The organism is Microvirga rosea, assembly GCF_020595095.1.
GTDB classification, from domain to species: Bacteria; Pseudomonadota; Alphaproteobacteria; order Rhizobiales; family Beijerinckiaceae; genus Microvirga; species Microvirga rosea.
The window spans coordinates 229,388-244,324 of sequence record NZ_JAJDOP010000004.1; the positions used below are offsets into that span (position 1 = coordinate 229,388).

Annotated in this window: 11 protein-coding genes; all 11 read right to left on the bottom strand. The window is 63.5% G+C overall.

The annotated features are described in order from the left end of the window. Nucleotides 1–192: 192 nt before the first annotated feature. Nucleotides 193–1,671, bottom strand: a complete 1,479-nt coding sequence (locus LJD17_RS12545; RefSeq protein WP_406600800.1) for an AMP nucleosidase — start codon at nucleotides 1,669–1,671, stop codon at nucleotides 193–195. Nucleotides 1,672–1,763: 92 nt separating this feature from the next. Continuing rightward, nucleotides 1,764–2,450 carry an SDR family oxidoreductase gene (locus tag LJD17_RS12550; protein WP_227384526.1) on the bottom strand — a complete coding sequence of 229 codons (687 nt, stop codon included), beginning with the start codon at nucleotides 2,448–2,450 and terminating at the stop codon, nucleotides 1,764–1,766. Between the two features lie 4 nt (nucleotides 2,451–2,454). Beyond that, nucleotides 2,455–4,107 carry an energy-dependent translational throttle protein EttA gene (ettA, locus tag LJD17_RS12555; protein ID WP_227384527.1) on the bottom strand — a complete coding sequence of 551 codons (1,653 nt, stop codon included), beginning with the start codon at nucleotides 4,105–4,107 and terminating at the stop codon, nucleotides 2,455–2,457. A gap of 175 nt (nucleotides 4,108–4,282) precedes the next feature. Next, a complete protein-coding gene (locus LJD17_RS12560) occupies nucleotides 4,283–5,629 on the bottom strand; it encodes an erythromycin esterase family protein (RefSeq protein ID WP_227384528.1) in 1,347 nt (448 codons plus the stop codon). A gap of 82 nt (nucleotides 5,630–5,711) precedes the next feature. Beyond that, on the bottom strand, nucleotides 5,712–6,410 hold the full coding sequence (locus tag LJD17_RS12565; protein WP_227384529.1) for an SDR family oxidoreductase: 699 nt from the start codon (nucleotides 6,408–6,410) through the stop codon (nucleotides 5,712–5,714). A 36-nt stretch (nucleotides 6,411–6,446) separates the two neighbouring features. Further along, nucleotides 6,447–8,183 carry a M14 family metallopeptidase gene (locus LJD17_RS12570; protein WP_227384530.1) on the bottom strand — a complete coding sequence of 579 codons (1,737 nt, stop codon included), beginning with the start codon at nucleotides 8,181–8,183 and terminating at the stop codon, nucleotides 6,447–6,449. After that, nucleotides 8,180–9,037 carry an ABC transporter permease gene (locus LJD17_RS12575; protein ID WP_227384531.1) on the bottom strand — a complete coding sequence of 286 codons (858 nt, stop codon included), beginning with the start codon at nucleotides 9,035–9,037 and terminating at the stop codon, nucleotides 8,180–8,182. The genes LJD17_RS12570 and LJD17_RS12575 overlap by 4 nt, the downstream gene beginning before the upstream one ends. Before the next feature lie 5 nt (nucleotides 9,038–9,042). After that, on the bottom strand, nucleotides 9,043–9,963 hold the full coding sequence (locus tag LJD17_RS12580) for an ABC transporter permease (RefSeq protein WP_227384532.1): 921 nt from the start codon (nucleotides 9,961–9,963) through the stop codon (nucleotides 9,043–9,045). 97 nt (nucleotides 9,964–10,060) lie between these two features. Beyond that, nucleotides 10,061–11,617, bottom strand: coding sequence for an ABC transporter substrate-binding protein (locus LJD17_RS12585; protein WP_455030418.1), 1,557 nt, complete (start codon nucleotides 11,615–11,617; stop codon nucleotides 10,061–10,063). Beyond that, on the bottom strand, nucleotides 11,614–13,497 hold the full coding sequence (locus tag LJD17_RS12590; protein WP_227384533.1) for an ABC transporter ATP-binding protein: 1,884 nt from the start codon (nucleotides 13,495–13,497) through the stop codon (nucleotides 11,614–11,616). Before LJD17_RS12590 ends, LJD17_RS12585 begins: the two co-directional genes overlap by 4 nt. Nucleotides 13,498–13,666: 169 nt before the next feature. Next, nucleotides 13,667–14,932: an aminopeptidase gene (locus LJD17_RS12595; RefSeq protein ID WP_227384534.1), complete on the bottom strand. Its 1,266-nt coding sequence runs from the start codon at nucleotides 14,930–14,932 to the stop codon at nucleotides 13,667–13,669. Between the last annotated feature and the right edge of the window lie 5 nt (nucleotides 14,933–14,937).

The window sequence follows — 14,937 nt, forward strand, 5'->3', positions numbered from 1 at the left end:
ATATAAAGATATATTTATATCTTCTTTGAGAGAGGAGGCAAGTCAAACCTTGGGTGGCCGACAGGTTTTATAGCCCGGACCGTGAGAATCCCGGAGGCAGGACGAAGCGAGGCCGTCCGGAAAGCCACGGCCACGGTCGCGCGGGGGGTTGGTAAGGCCGGAAAGGGACAGGCCGGCCGAAGGAGGCGCCGATTACCGGAACGGCGGCTCGTCGAAGCTGCGCAGCTTGCGCGAATGGAGCGATGTCCGCTGATCGCGCAAGATGTCGAGGGCCGCAAGACCGATCATCAGGTGTTCCCCGACCGCCCTTTGGTAGAAGGCGTTCGCCGCCCCTGGGAGCTTGATCTCGCCGTGAAGAGGCTTGTCCGAGACGCACAGAAGCGTGCCGTAGGGAACCCGCAGCCGATAACCCTGGGCCGCAATCGTCCCGCTTTCCATGTCCACGGCGATGGCACGGGACAGGTTGATCGGTCGCCGCTCCTGGCTCCAGCGCAGCTCCCAGTTCCGGTCGTCATAGGTCACGACGGTTCCGGTGCGCAGGCGCCGCTTGAGCTCCTCGCCCCGTTCCCCCGTGACCCGTGCCGCCGCCTCCTGCAACGCCACCTGGACTTCGGCCAGGGCCGGAATGGGGATTTCCGGCGGAACGGCGTTGTCGAGAATCCGGTCGCGGCGCAGATAGCCGTGGGCGAGCACGTAATCGCCGATGGTCTGCGATTGGCGCAGCCCGCCGCAATGGCCGACCATGAGCCAGCAATGAGGACGCAGGACGGCCAGATGGTCCGTGATGTTCTTGGCGTTCGACGGGCCGACCCCGATATTGACCAGGGTGACCCCATGCCCGTCCCGGCGGGTCAGATGGTAGGACGGCATCTGGAACCGATGCCAGGGCGAGGAGCCGATCAGCTCCGCGACCGCATCCTCCGAGAGCCCTCCTTCCACCGTGATGCCGCCCGGCAGGATCAGCTTTTCGAACGGACTTTCGGGATCGGCGAGTTCGCTCACGGCCCAGCGCACGAACTGGTCCACGTAGCGGTGATAATTGGTGAGCAGAATCCACGGCTGCACCGACTGCCAATCGCTGCCGGTGTAGTGCACGAGACGGCGCAGGGAATAGTCGGTGCGCGCCGCGTCGAACAGGGAGAGCGGACGGGGAACGTTTTCATGAAAATCCCAGATGCCGTCGGCGATCTCGTCACCCACGCTGGCGAGAAGCGGCGTCGGGAAGAACTGGGCAAGCTCCGCAGCGGAATGCGCGCCGCGACCGAGTTCGTCGCCCCGCTCGAAAACGTACGGATACGGAATTTCCTGGCGGCTGACGCCGACCTCGAGAGTGACCCCATAGTCGCGGACCAGGTGTCTCAATTGTTCGAGCAGGTAATTTCGAAAGAAGGCCGGCTGGGTGATGGTGGTCGCGTAGGATCCCGGCCCCTGGAGCTTCGCATAGGCGCGCTGCTTGACGGGCGGGAGCGACGTCGCCTTGTAGACGACCCGCAGCTCCGGATAGCGGAACCGCTCCCTCTCCTCGGCCGTCGGCGGGATCTTGGTGGCGAAGAAATGTTCGAGCGCATGACGCTGCGCTTCGATGGCGGCGTCGTAAAGCAGCGTCAGCTTTTCAACGGCTTCTTCGGGGGAGGCGACGGAATGCAAGGTTTTCATCGGATCTGCGGGCACGGTGACGTCATGAGGGAAGTTCGTGCCTCAAGGGTCTTACACTGTTTCAGCCAGGAACCCAACTGGCATCCCGACGGGAATGAAAGTCCCCTTCAGAATGACAGCCGTTCGCCCTGCCAATCGAAGAATTGACCGCTATCCGCCAGGGAGAGGCGGTCCATCAGCGCAATGATTCCCGCCGCGCTTTGTTCCGCGGAGATGTCCGCGCCCCTTCCGCCCATGTCGGTACGGACCCAGCCCGGATGGACGCAGACGACCGTCATGCCGTGCGGGGCCAGATCCGTCGCAAGTGCCTGCATCACCTTGTTGACGGCGGCTTTGGAGGCCCGATAGGCGATCCGGTCCGATTTGGCATGGGCCAGCGATCCCATGCGGCTGGAGATGGTCACGATCTTCGGCGCGCCCGAACGCCGGAGATGGGGCAGGAAGGCCTGAGCAACCCGAAGCGGCCCGAGGGTGTTGATCCTGAGCGTTTCCAGAAAACCGTCGAAATCCATATCGAGGGTGGATTGCCGCGCAGGGCCGATCACCCCCGCATTGTTGACCAGCGCATCGATGGGCTCGTCGACGGAGCGAGCCGCATCGACAATCGACGCCTCGTCGAGAATATCGAGCCTGACGACCGTGAGCCGGCCGCTATCGCGATGCACGCGCAAGTCCGGCGCGATCCTGCCTTCGTCCCGCACGGTGCCGATCACGCGATCGCCGCGCGCAAGCAGGGCGCGGACAAGCTCCTGCCCGATTCCGCGCCCCATCCCCGTGACCAGGGTGGTGGTCATGTCCTTACCGCGTGAACTTCTTGTACTTGATGCGGTGAGGGATCGTGGAGTCGACACCGAGGCGACGCTTCTTGTCCTCCTCGTAATCGGCGAAGTTGCCTTCGAACCATTCCACGTGGCTGTCGCCCTCGAACGCCAGGATGTGCGTCGCGATGCGATCCAGGAACCAGCGATCGTGGCTGATGATCACGGCGCAACCGGCGTAATCCTCCAAGGCCTCTTCCAGCGCCCGCAAGGTATCCACGTCGAGATCGTTGGTCGGCTCGTCGAGGAGCAGCACATTGGCGCCCGACTTGAGGATCTTGGCGAGGTGGACGCGGTTGCGCTCACCGCCGGAGAGAACGCCGACCTTCTTCTGTTGATCGGCTCCCTTGAAATTGAACGCGCCGCAATAGGCGCGGGCATTGATCTCGCGCTTGCCGAGATAGATCACCTCGTTGCCGCCGGAGATTTCCTCATAGAGCGTCTTGTTCGCATCGAGCGTGTCACGGCTCTGATCCACATAGCCGAGCTTCACGCTCTCACCGACCTGGATCGTGCCTTCGTCCGGTTGCTCCTGGCCGGTGATCATGCGGAACAGCGTCGTCTTACCGGCGCCGTTCGGCCCGATCACGCCCACGATACCGCCGGGCGGCAGCTTGAAGGACAGGCCATCGATGAGGAGCTTGTCGCCGAAGGCCTTCTTAAGACCGTCGAACTCGATCACGTTGTTGCCCAGGCGCTCGGCGATCGGAATGATGATCTGAGCCGTGGTCGGCCCCTTCTCGGCAGCCTTGGCGACGAGATCCTCATAGCGCTGGATACGGGCCTTCGACTTGGCCTGGCGGGCCTTCGGAGAGGCCGAGACCCATTCGCGCTCGCGCTCGATGGTGCGCTTGTGGGCTTCTTCCTCGCGGCCCTCCTGCTCGAGACGCTTCTGCTTCTGCTCGAGCCAGGACGAATAATTGCCCTCGTAGGGAATGCCGCGTCCGCGGTCGAGTTCGAGGATCCAGCCGGTCACGTTGTCGAGGAAGTAGCGGTCGTGGGTGACGATCAGAATCGCGCCCGGATAGGACCGCAGATGGCCTTCGAGCCACGCGGTCGTTTCGGCGTCGAGATGGTTCGTCGGCTCGTCGAGGAGCAGGAGTTCGGGCTGTTCGAGAAGCAGCTTGCAGAGCGCGACGCGGCGGCGCTCGCCGCCCGAGAGCTTGTCGACGGCCCAGTCGTCGGGCGGGCAGCGCAGGGCGTCCATGGCCTGATCGACCTGCGAATCGAGGTCCCAGAGCCCCTTGGCCTCGATCTCGTCCTGGAGCTGGGTCATCTCGTCCGCAGTCTCTTCGGAATAGTTCATGGCGAGCTCATTGTAACGGTCGAGGATCGCCTTCTTGGCGGCGACGCCCTCCATGACGTTCTCGCGGACGGTCTTCGACGGGTCGAGCTGCGGCTCCTGGGGCAGATAGCCGACGCGCGCCCCCTCGGCGACCCAGCCCTCGCCATTATAATCGGTATCGATGCCGGCCATGATCCGGAGCAGGGTCGATTTACCGGCGCCGTTGACACCCAGCACACCGATCTTCGCATCCGGGTAGAAGGACAGATGAACATTGTCCAAAACCTTCTTGCCGCTCGAATAGGTCTTGGTGAGACCACGCATGTGGTAGATGAACTGACGGGACACGGAAAACCTGCTGAATAGGGTCGTGATGAGGGAATTGCAGGTCAGTTAGCAGGGGCAGCCAGCCGGGGCAAGGCGCAGCGCGGTCGCCCCCTTCCGGGCGGCGATCCCGACTAGGCTCGGGCCCGACCCCAAGCACTTCACCCGCAATCGGGTTTGAAAATCCGAGGCGGTTCCCTCAAAGCCCGAACGGATAGGTCTCGGGCATCCCCTCCCCGTGCGCCTCGGTCAGAGGGGTCACGGCCCTGGTCTCGTCGAACCAGACGAAGGCATCGAACTGGTCCGCCAGCACCGCTTCGAAGTAGTGGCTGTAGAGCTCCGTGTCGGGCCGGTAGATCACGCCGATCGCCCGCTCCAAGCGTGGCCGCGACAGGGCTTTCCGCAAGGCGAGGCGGCCGCTTCCCCGCCACTCCGTGAGAAACCGGCCGAGACCCGCGTCCCGAAACACCCGCTCATGGCTGTCGGACCTGGCCGGGCGAATGTCCTTGATCTCCATGGGATCGTCCCAGTCGCTCGCGGCGGCCACCGTCCCGCGATCCGTTCCGAATCCGATCAACACCGCCTCATCCCGAAAGGCGGTGCGGCACAGCTCTCCGATATTGAATTCACCCTGCCAGCCCATGGCGGTCGCAGCCGCATTGCCGATATGGGAATTGTGCGCCCAGACCACGGCCTTCGCGCCCGGTTCTCGCCGATCGAGGAGGCTTTGGAGCGTGTCGAACATGTGTCGGTCGCGCAGGTTCCACGACTCCGTCGCACCCTCGTACATGATGCGGTAATAATGTTCCGCCGCGCGTACGATCTTGGCATTCTGGACGGCATCGAAGAACATCTCGCCTCCGTCCGCCTCGAAATAGTCGAGCCTCTTGCCCAACAGGTCCTGAAGCTGCTTCAGGAGCGCCTGATCGCACGGCTTCTTCTGACCGGTCAGGACCGCGCGGCCATAGCGGGCCGGATCCGATTGCCACGGGCTGAGGCAGCCGTAACGCCCCCTCGCCTCCCCGGCGGCTTCCGGATCCACCTTGTCGAGATAGTCGAGGACCGCCTGGATGGACCCGTTGAGACTATAGACATCGAGGCCGCGAAACTCCGCGCGGGCTTCCTCGGGCTTTTCCCTGTTATGGTCGCGCAACCAATTGACGAAATCCGCCACGTCCTCGTTGCGCCACATCCACGCCGGAAACCGCTGGAAGGCCGCATCGTCCCCGTCGGGCACCGGGCGATGCCGCACATAGGCGTCGATCCGGGCGGCGTCCGGCCAGTCCGCCTCCACGGCCACGATGCAAAAGCCATGGCGTTCGACGAGACGGCGCGTAATCGCCGCCCTGGCACGGTAGAATTCCGACGTGCCATGGGTCGCCTCGCCCAGAAGGACGACCCTGGCGTCGGCGAAACGGTCGAACAGCGCCCCGAAGGCTTCGACATCCTCCAACGGCGGCAGCGGTTCACCGCTGGCGCGGACGAGGCCGATCGTTTCGTCGAGGGTGTCGTCGCTCTCGCGCTCTTTCCAGGACAGACCTGCCATGATCCGACTCCAAGCGAAGTGGCAGGCGCGCGACGCGCCTAACCTTCACTCACCAACGGAAGGTGCGGCAGCCTGTTCCAGCCTAAATGCCGCGGACCAAACCACCATCCACCAGGATGTTCTGGCCCGTGATGTAGCCCGCATCGTCCGACAGAAGAAACGCCACGGTCTTGGCGATCTCGTCCACCGTGCCGTAACGCCCCATTGGAATGCGCGACGTGCGCTCGGCCTTTTCCGGCAGACTGTCTATGAAGCCCGGCAGGACATTGTTCATGCGTATGCCCGCCTTCGCATAACGCTCGGCGTAGAGTTTCGTGAAAGCCGCAAGCGCCGTGCGCAGTGCGGCCGAGACAGGGAAATCGGCATCCGGCTCATAGGCCGCGAAACTTGAAACGTTCACGAAGGCACCGCGGCCCGCCTTTTCCATGAGCGGGGTCACGAGCCGCGCCGTCCGGACCGTGTTCATCATCACCACATCGAGCCCCGTGTGCCAGTCGGCGTCCGGGATCGCCAGGAGGTCGCCTTTGGGCGGATGACCCGTATGGTTCACCACCGCATCGATGCGCCCGAACGTATCGAGAGCGGATTTGACGAGACGCTCCAGGTCGGCGGGCTCGGTGACCGATCCCTGGACGGCAAGGGCATCGGTTTCACGGGCGACATCCTGCAGGCCCTCCGAGCGAGCCAGAAGAGCCAGGCGGTAGCCACGCCGGTGCAATTCCTTCGCGATGGCGGCGCCCATGCCTTTGCTGGCGGCGGTGACGATGGCGACTTGGGTCATGAGGTCTCCGGGTCCGATCGATGAGTGTGGGAAAATTCAGACGGTTTGCGCCATCAGGGCCGCGAAGGCTGCTTCCGCCGCCAGGACGGTCGTCATCTGAACGGTGTGAGCGAAGCGATAGGCGTCCCCGTAGATGGTCTCGTCGGGGAATTCCGTGATGAGGGTGAGAGGCGTCGGATGCCGCTCTTCCGCGGTTATCAGGCAAGGAATGCCGTTGATGATCTCATAAGGCTTGCCGCCTGAATGGATCGCGCAGATCTCGATCTGGCGCCGGTTGAACTCCACCAGTCCGGGAACGGCCGCCAGGCCATTCGTGACGGCCTCCACGAGCGTGCGGGCGGTCGCAGCCCAGGACGGATGATGGCGCATGATCAGGAAGAAGCCCTTCGGTATCGCCCAGAGTTCGAAACCGCGCGGGAGATATCCGGTGAAGGGCCGTGTCCATTCATGGGCCGGGTAGCCGTGAAGATTGACGTGAAGCTGTGCGCCAGACAACTCCAGCGCCTGGTTCCGCGCCCCGATTTCATAGGTCGGGTTGCCGCGGTCGAACTCCACGTCGCTGCCGAGCGAGGTGTAGCGTGCCGCATGGTGCATATGGCGCGGATTGGACTCGCAAAGGCGGCCGTGAAGCGCATAGCCGTCGGGATTCTCGACCGCGATCAGGGCGACGTTGGCATCCGGATCGGCAAGAAGACGCCGGACCGCCCGCAAGGCACCGACAGGCGCGGAAGTCTCGTTCGCGTGCTGCCCCGCCGAGACCAGCACGGCAGGCCGCGTTCCGGCCCTGTAGATCCCGCGCACCGGCCGTCCTTCCCGCGACACCGCTTCGAAGGTCTCGCCCGGAAGGCCCGCGAGTTCGCGATGGATCTGGTCGAGACCCGGCGCGGCATCGGCGGTTTCGAGCACCTGCTCGGCTTTCGCGGGGTCTTGGGGGCGTCCGAACGGACGAAGCGCCACGTGCACATGGGGATCGCCCTCCCCGGCCCGGATATCCGGCACGATCTGTCCCGGCTGAAGGCTGCGATCCGCCGGAGGCCGGCCGGATCTGTGCTTGAAGAACTCGAGGAGAGAGAAATAGAAATCCTCATGGAGCGCTTCGCGGGTGCTCATCACCTCGTCGCCGTAGGCAAGAGGACGCTCGATCCCGGCGATGGTCACGTCGATGGCAAGCGTCTCCGCATAAGGCTCTTCGGCTGGCCATGCATGCGATGCAACGGCCTGCATGACCTCCCGGAAGACGATTTCGATATCGGTTTCCAGAGCCTCGTCCTGATCCCGGCTACCCGCAGCCCGGATCCAGCCGGTGGGACATAGATCAACTTCTCCCAGATGGTTGGAACGAAGCCGGTTCGGCGCGAAGACCTCGTGCTCCGCGCGTCGCCCGTCGGCGTAGTCGGCAATCACATGGTAGATCAGCGCGTCGTTGCCCGGAACGAAGACCGTTTCCACGCCGTCAAGCATGGCCGCGAGCGGGTAGGCCTCGGACAGGAAACGGATCTCGCTCGCCTGCGGATGAACCGGATACGTGATCTCCACCCGCGCGAGGCCGTCGGTCTCGATCTCCTCCAGGAAGGCATGAACGAGCGGCTTGTAGGCGCTGCGCAGGCGCGCCGCGACACCGGCCTCGGTCAGGATCGCCTCGGCTCCGCGCCGGGCCGGTTCATCCTCGAAGACCCAGGCGTCGAGACGGGCTCCTCGCCTCTCCGGCACGGACCAGGCGGCCACGAGAGCATCGAGGGTGCGCGGCACCCGTTGGTCGAGCAGAATGGTCATCGGGAAGTCTGTCCTGTGGGGTCGAGATAGTCGCGAAGCCAATCGCCGAGAAGGTTGAGGCCAAGCACGGTGAACATGATCGCCAGACCCGGAAACACGCTGACCCACCAGGCGGATTGCAGATAGGTGCGTCCATCCGCCAGCATGCCGCCCCAGCTCGGGATCAGCGGATCGACGCCAAGTCCCAGAAACGTGAGACTGCTTTCGAGCAGAATGTTGTTGGCCACGTTCAGCGTCATGAGAATGACGATCGGCCCGAGCACGTTCGGCAGGATGTGCTGGAAGATGATGCGCCCGTTGCCGACCCCGATGGCGCGGGCGGACAGGATGAATTCGCGGTCCCGCAACGCCAGCACCGATCCGCGCACGAGCCGCGCATATTGCACCCACTGCGCGATGATCATGAAGAAGATCACCTTGTCGACACCCGTTCCGAGGATCGCCAGGAACATGATGGCGATCAGGATGAACGGCAGCGCCAGCTGAATGTCGGCAAAGCGCATGAGCACGATTTCCGCAACGCCCCGGTAATAGCCCGCGACAAGGCCCACGAGCGTGCCGAGCACGACGGCTCCCAAGACCGAAAGAACGCCGACCGTCAGCGAAATGCGACCGCCCACGACGACCCGGGCGAGCACGTCGCGTCCCAACGGATCCGTTCCGAGGATATGGGCCGGGTTCTGGAACGGGGGCAGGAGACGGGCCATCAGGTCCATGCTCTCGCCCCCATCGGGAAACAGAAGGCCCGAGAACAGCACCGCGAGAGTCATTCCGCCTGCGAGCACGACGCCAAGGACGAGCTCGAAGGATCGAAACCACCGGCGCGAGGCAGGGGCGGCCTGAGCCAAAGCCATGAACGTCACTCCGTCCGGATGCGGGGATCGATCAACCCGTAGGCGATATCGACCATGAGATTGATGAGGACGATGAACAGGGCGAGCACGGTGATCGTGCCCTGAAGAACCGGATAATCGCGACCTGAGATCGCATCGAAAGCGAGCGTTCCCATTCCGGGCCAGTTGAAGACGCGCTCCACGATCACGATGCCGCCGACAAGGCCGCCGAACTGCAGGCCGATATAAGTGACGAGCGGGATCGCCGAATTGCGCAGCGCATGCTTGTAGAGCACCACCCGGTCCCTCAGCCCCTTGGAGCGGGCCACCATGATGTATTGCTGCGACAGCGTCTCGAGCATGGAGGTCCGCACCAGCCGCACATTGGTGGCGGTCAGGATGATCGCCATGGTCAAGGCGGGCATGATGAAGCTTTCCGGCCCTTCCATTCCGCTCGGCGGGAGCAACCCCAGCGTGATGGAGAAGAACAGCACCATCATGATCGCCAGCCAGAAATTCGGGAACGACAAGCCGACGAGCGACACGATCCGGATCAGCTGATCGGGCCAGCGGCCCCGGTTGACCGCCGCGTAGACACCGAGCGGCACCGACAGCAGGATCGAGATGAGAAGAGACGTGAATGCCAGAAGGAGCGTTGCCGGCAACGCCTTGGAGATCAGGAGCGAAACCGATGTCCCGCCCATGAAGCTGCGGCCGAAATCGCCGACCAGCAGGCCCTTCAGGAAGGTCAGGTACTGCACGATGAAAGGCCGCTCCAGACCGAGCGCCTGACGAATGTTCTGAAGGTCCTTTTCGGTGATGTTGCTGCCGCCTGCCAGCATCACCGCCGGATCGCCCGACAGCCGGATCGCGAAGGACACGATCAGCGTCACGGCCAGGATGACGAAGATGGCCTGCAGCAACCGCTTGAAGATGAAGCCCGCCATGAGGCAATCTCGCTTTCCGACTTGAACCGAGGCGGTCCCGCTCGAGCGGGACCGCCGTTCTTAAGGTATCGCCCGGACGCGTCGCCCGGGGAGCCCGTTACTCGACCGTGACATCCGTGAAACGGAAGCGGCGGTCGGACGGGGGTTCGAAATTCTTCAGGCGCTTGTTCACCCCGAAGATCGTGTTCTGGTTGTACAGGGGGATTTCCAGAGCCTGATCGGCGACGTAGCGGGCAACTTCCTGGAGGAGCTTCTCGCGCTCCTTGACGTCATAGATGCTGCGCTGCTTTTCGAGCAGGGCGTCGAGCTTCGGATCCTTGTCGTAGGGGTTCCACTTCTCGCCCGAGTGATACATCAGATAGGCGGTATTGTCGTAGTCGAAGGTCCAGCCGCCCCAGGCATTGTGCCAGGCTTCGCCGGTCTTGCCGTTCGGGATGATGTCGTTGAGCAGGACCGGCGGCTCATAGGGCTGAAGCGACGGCTTCAGGCCGAGGGCCTGGAGGAATCCCGCTGCCGCCTGAGCGACTTCACGGAAAGTCGCTTCGTTGCCGCGGAAATCGATCTTCACCGGAGCGCCGGGCTGCACGCCCGCCTGCTGCAGCATCTGCTTGGCTTTCGCGAGATCGAAGGGCAGCGGCTTGAGGTTCGGATCATATCCGAAGGACAGATCCGCCTGGAAGCTCGCGATCGGCTTGCCGTGACCGAGCAGCACCGCCTTGATGATCGCCTCCCGGTCGATGCCCATGATCAGCGCCTTGCGAACGTTCACGTCCTTGGTGATGCCGTTCTTCGTGTTCAGGCGCAGCGCCACGACCGTCGGGCCGGTGATGCTGATGAGGCTGAGCTTCGGGTCCTTCTCGACCGTCGGCGCGAGGCCGAAGGGGATCTGGGTCGCGATGTCGATGCGGCCGGCCTGCAGTTCCGCAATCTGGGTGTTGGCTTCCGCGATCATGCGGAAAACGACCTTGTCGAGTTTCGGCGTGCCGGCCCAATGCTCCGGAAAAGCCTCCAGATTGATGCTGACCTTCGGCTCGTAGCTTACGAATTTGTAGGGGCCGGTTCCCACCGGATGGGTGTTGAAGTACTCGTCACCCTTTTCCTGGAGGTACTTGGGCGGGACGATCATCGCCCCATAACCCGCAAGCTTGGTGAGCAGCACTGGATCCGCCTGCTTCATGACGAAATCGACGGTATTCGGGTCAACCACTTCCACATGATCGATGGAATTATAGTTGGATTGCTGCGGACCCTTCTTGCCTTCGTCGCCGAGCAGACGATCGAAGGTGAATTTCACGGCGTCCGCGTTGAACGGCTCACCGTTGTGAAACTTCACGTTCTCCCGCAGCTTGAACCGGATACGGCTGTTGTTGTCGAGAAACTCCCAGCTGGTCGCAAGACCAGGTTTGAGTTTCATATCCGGCCCGCGTGCCGTCAGGCCGTCGAAAATGTTGTTGCCGACCGACGACCAGTCGACAAGAAACGTATCGATCGGGTCCCAGCTGCCCGGATCGATGGCGACGGCAACGGTCACCGTTCCCGCCGCCTGCGCCTGCGGCGCAGCGAGAGGCGCAAGCGCGGCTGCGGCCGCAAAGCTCAGCGCCTTGAGGGTGGTCGACATCTTCATTCTGCTCTCTCCTCTGGAAGTTCTTGTCATGCGGCTCCGCGGAGCTGATCCGCTTCGACCGCGACCCAATGGCCCGGTCCCACCTCGCGCATCCGATGAATCGCGGGCTCCTGGCCGACGGGCCGGACGGGGCTCGGAATTTCGCCTTCGATGCGTGTCTTGGCTCTCTCGCGCTCCGGATCCGCAATCGGAACGGCCGAAAGAAGCTTGCGCGTATAGGAATGCTGAGGGTTCTCGAACACCGCCTGCCGGGTGCCGATTTCGACGATCTGTCCGAGGTAGAGTACGGCCACCCGGTGACTGATCTTCTCCACCACCGCCATGTCGTGGGTGATGAAAAGATAGGACAGCCGCCGCCGCTCCTGCAGCTCCATGAGAAGGTTCACGATCTGCGCCTGGATCGACACGTCGAGGGCGGACACGGACTCATCCGCGATCACGAGTTTCGGATCGCTCGCCAGGGCCCGCGCGATGCAGATGCGTTGGCGCTGACCGCCGGAAAACTCGTGCGGATAGCGTTTCGCATGCTGCGGCTGCAATCCGACCTGCTCCAGCAATTCATGCACCCGCCGATCAATGGCCTTGCGATCTTTGAGAAGGCCGTGGACGACGATGGGCTCGGCGATGCTGAAGCCCACAGTGTGCCGCGGGTCCAGGGACGCGAACGGATCCTGGAAGATATACTGGATCTGCTGGCGCAAGCCCCGCCGCTCGGAGGGTGACATGGCGTTCATGTCGCGGCCGTCGAAACGCACGGTCCCGCCGGTCGGCTCCACCAGCTGCTGAAGCGTCCGGCCGATGGTGGATTTGCCGCTGCCGGATTCACCCACGAGCGCCAAGGTCTCGCCCGGGAAAATGTCGAAGCTGACCTCTTCCACGGCATGCACCCGGTGCGTGACGCGACCGAAGAACGTCTTGCCCACGTCGAACCGGGTGGTCAGCTTTTCGACCTGAAGAATGGGCTTCGTGTAATCCGCCGTGTCCTGGACATGGGTCGCGCCTGTCTGCTTCGGCACGCCTCCGTCCATGATCATGACGGGCGTGCGCTTCGGCAAAGGCTGTCCCGTCAGGCTTCCGAGCCGGGGAACGGCGGACAGGAGCGCCTTCGTATAAGGATGCTGCGGCGAGGCAAAAATCTCCCGCACGGGAGCCTGCTCCACCTTCTCACCCTTCCACATCACCACCACATCGTCGGCCATCTCGGCGACGACGCCCATGTCGTGGGTAATGAAGATGACGGCCGTGCCCATCTCGGCCTGGAGATCCCGGATGATGTTGAGGATCTGAGCCTGAATCGTGACGTCGAGAGCCGTGGTCGGCTCGTCGGCGATCAGCAGCTTCGGTCCGCAGGCGAGCGCCATCGCGATCATCACGCGCTGACGCATACCGCCCGACAGCTGGTGCGGATAGCGATCGAGCAATGTGTCCGCGTCCGGGAGACGAACCTTCTGCAGAAGCTCTTTGGCTCTCAGGCGCGCGTCGCGAACATTCAGCCCTTCGTGCAGGGTCAACGCCTCGCCGATCTGGTTGCCGATGGTGAAAACCGGATTCAGCGATGTCATCGGCTCCTGGAAGATCATCGCGATCTCGTTGCCGCGAATCTCCCGAAGCCTCGCATCGGAGGCGCCGACAAGGTCGAGCGCCGGTCCGTCGGACGGGCGAAACAGCACTTCGCCGCTGGAAATCCGCCCGCCGGTATAATCCGTCAGGCGCATGATCGCGAGGGATGTGACCGACTTGCCGGAGCCGGATTCCCCTACGATAGCGAGCGTTCGTCCCGGTTGAACGTCGAAGCTCACGTTCTTCACGGCCTGGAAAGGGGTCGGACCGGCGCCAAACTCGACCGAAAGAGAACGAACCGAAAGAAGCGGGCCGTCCTGCCGTTGGGAAGAGGGTGAATTATCCGACATGGATCCTGCTCATCGAAAAGTCGCTGGCGCTAAGGAAAGGCCGCTGTACCTCTTTAATACCTTTCCACATCGCAGTCGCTGCCGACCATCGTCAAGCCTGCCCCGACCGTGAGCCGGCAATATTCCGAGGAAAGGAGCCTGATGCGACACCAGGCTTCTCCGGCGACCGCTACTCCGTTACCCATTCGCCGCCGCGCATGAGCGGCTCGGCTCGTCCATCGGCCGTGATCCCATCGACATCGACCTGGCCTGAGCCGATCATCCAGTCGATGTGAATCAGGCTGCGGTTGGCGCCACGGGCCGCCAGCTCGTCCTCGCTCATCGATCCGCCGTCCTTGATGCACTTGCTGTAAGCCTGGCCCAAGGCAATGTGGCTCGATGCGTTCTCGTCGAAGAGCGTGTTCAGGAAAAGTAGCCCGCTTCGGGAGATCGGAGAGGAGTTTGGCACCAGCGCGACCTCTCCGAGCCGGCGGGCGCCCTCATCCGTCTCCAAGACCTTGCCGAGAACGGCCTCCCCGGTGCGGGCCTTGCTCTCGACGATCTTTCCGCCCTCGAACCGCACCTGAATGTCCTGGATCAGCGTGCCCTGGTAGGAGAGCGGCTTGGTGCTCGTCACGGTGCCGTCCACGCGATCCTTATGCGGTGTCGTGAACACCTCCTCGGTGGGAATGTTGGCGTTGCAGACCACGCCGTTCTTGGCCTTCGTGGAGCCCCCGTTCCACTCGTGGCCGTCCGCGAGGCCCACGCGAAGGTCCGTGCCCGGCCCCCGGAAATGCAAGGCCGCGTAGCTCTTCGCGTTCAGCATGCGGGTCCGGGCCTGGAGGCTGGCGTTGTGCTCCTGCCATGCGCCGATGGGATCGGGCGTATCGACGCGCGATGCGGCAAAGATCGCGTTCCACAGCTTGGCCACGGCGACGTCTTCGGGATCGTTCGGGAAGACCGCCTTGGCCCAAGCGGGCGTGGCGGCGGAGACGATGGTCCAGTTCGTATCGAAGCCGGCGATCAGGTTGAGGGCCGGCATATAGGCCTTCGAGCGGGCCCGGTTGGCGCGGGACACCTTCTCCGGATCCTGCTGAGCCAGAAGCGACGGGTCCTCGCCGACGATTGCGAGACGCGCGGCTCCGTTCTTGAACGCCGTTGCCATGCCCTCGTAAAGCCAGGCCGACGCCGTGTCGAACGTATCCTCGTGGCCGTAACGGAACCGCATGAGAGCGGCCTGCTCGTCGGAGAACAGCGTCGTCACCAGGGATGCACCCGCCTTATAGGCGTGTTCCGTGATGCGCCGGGCAAGAGCGACAGCCTCGAGAGGCGCCGTCATGACGACTTCCTGGCCCGGCTTGAGGCCGAGCCCCACCCGCACCGCCACCTCGGCCAGACGGTCGAGACGCTCCGCGTGCGAAGCGGCTTCGGACGGGTTCCGGAATTGCTCGTTCATGATCC

Bases quoted from the DNA above. Each gene is read 5' to 3' on its own strand.
- LJD17_RS12560 (WP_227384528.1), bottom strand. From the start codon at position 5,629: ATGGCAGGTCTGTCCTGGAAAGAGCGCGAGAGCGACGACACCCTCGAC.
- LJD17_RS12575 (WP_227384531.1), bottom strand. From the start codon at position 9,037: ATGGCTTTGGCTCAGGCCGCCCCTGCCTCGCGCCGGTGGTTTCGATCC.
- LJD17_RS12585 (WP_455030418.1), bottom strand. From the start codon at position 11,617: ATGACAAGAACTTCCAGAGGAGAGAGCAGAATGAAGATGTCGACCACC.
- LJD17_RS12570 (WP_227384530.1), bottom strand. From the start codon at position 8,183: ATGACCATTCTGCTCGACCAACGGGTGCCGCGCACCCTCGATGCTCTC.
- LJD17_RS12595 (WP_227384534.1), bottom strand. From the start codon at position 14,932: ATGAACGAGCAATTCCGGAACCCGTCCGAAGCCGCTTCGCACGCGGAG.
- LJD17_RS12590 (WP_227384533.1), bottom strand. From the start codon at position 13,497: ATGTCGGATAATTCACCCTCTTCCCAACGGCAGGACGGCCCGCTTCTT.
- LJD17_RS12550 (WP_227384526.1), bottom strand. From the start codon at position 2,450: ATGACCACCACCCTGGTCACGGGGATGGGGCGCGGAATCGGGCAGGAG.
- LJD17_RS12580 (WP_227384532.1), bottom strand. From the start codon at position 9,963: ATGGCGGGCTTCATCTTCAAGCGGTTGCTGCAGGCCATCTTCGTCATC.
- LJD17_RS12565 (WP_227384529.1), bottom strand. From the start codon at position 6,410: ATGACCCAAGTCGCCATCGTCACCGCCGCCAGCAAAGGCATGGGCGCC.